This is a genomic window from Absiella sp. AM09-50 (assembly GCF_003433845.1).
Taxonomy (GTDB): domain Bacteria; phylum Bacillota_I; class Bacilli_A; order Erysipelotrichales; family Erysipelotrichaceae; genus Hoskinsella; species Hoskinsella hominis.
On the sequence record NZ_QVFI01000079.1, the window covers coordinates 1 to 590 of the forward strand.

1 pseudogene is annotated in these 590 nt (G+C 41.4%); it reads left to right on the forward strand.

The features are described 5' to 3' along the window. Positions 1-590: pseudogene (locus DW114_RS21165) on the forward strand (ATP/GTP-binding protein); the annotation flags it as partial.

The following is a 590-nucleotide window of genomic DNA, read 5'->3' on the forward strand; positions in this document are numbered from 1 at the left end:
AAAATTCATGCCTTGCAGATTGCCACAGAAAGCTCAATCCGCAGTATGCAGGAACAGTCAAAGAAACTGGTAACGGGAAAATTAAAGGAAGTTGCTTACCAGAAAATAGACGAACAGACCGAAGCGTTAGTATCTATGATTGGGGACAATCAAGTGGACTACCGCTTTTTTCTTGGCTTTAAGCTCATGGTTACGGAAGAACAGCTCAATCTGAAGAACATCAAAAAATCGGCGTGGCTGACGTTTACAGAATTTCTCCATGAAGTGAACCATACGCTGATGAATGATTTTGTTTCCATGCCGAATGATGAAATCAACCGTTACATGAAAATGGAAAAGTTACTGGAAAATAAAATCTCCCGTCGCTTTAAGGTGCGTCGCTTGGAAATCAATGATTTTGGGTATCTCATGGAACATCTTTACGGCAGGGACGGTATCGCTTATGAAGATTATGAGTACCAGCTACCAAAGAAGAAATTGAAGAAAGAAACGCTGATAAAATACTACGACCTTATCCGTCCGACAAGGTGTGTGATTGAGGAAAGCCAGCGGTATTTACGCTTGGAACATGAGGACAAGGAAAGCTATGT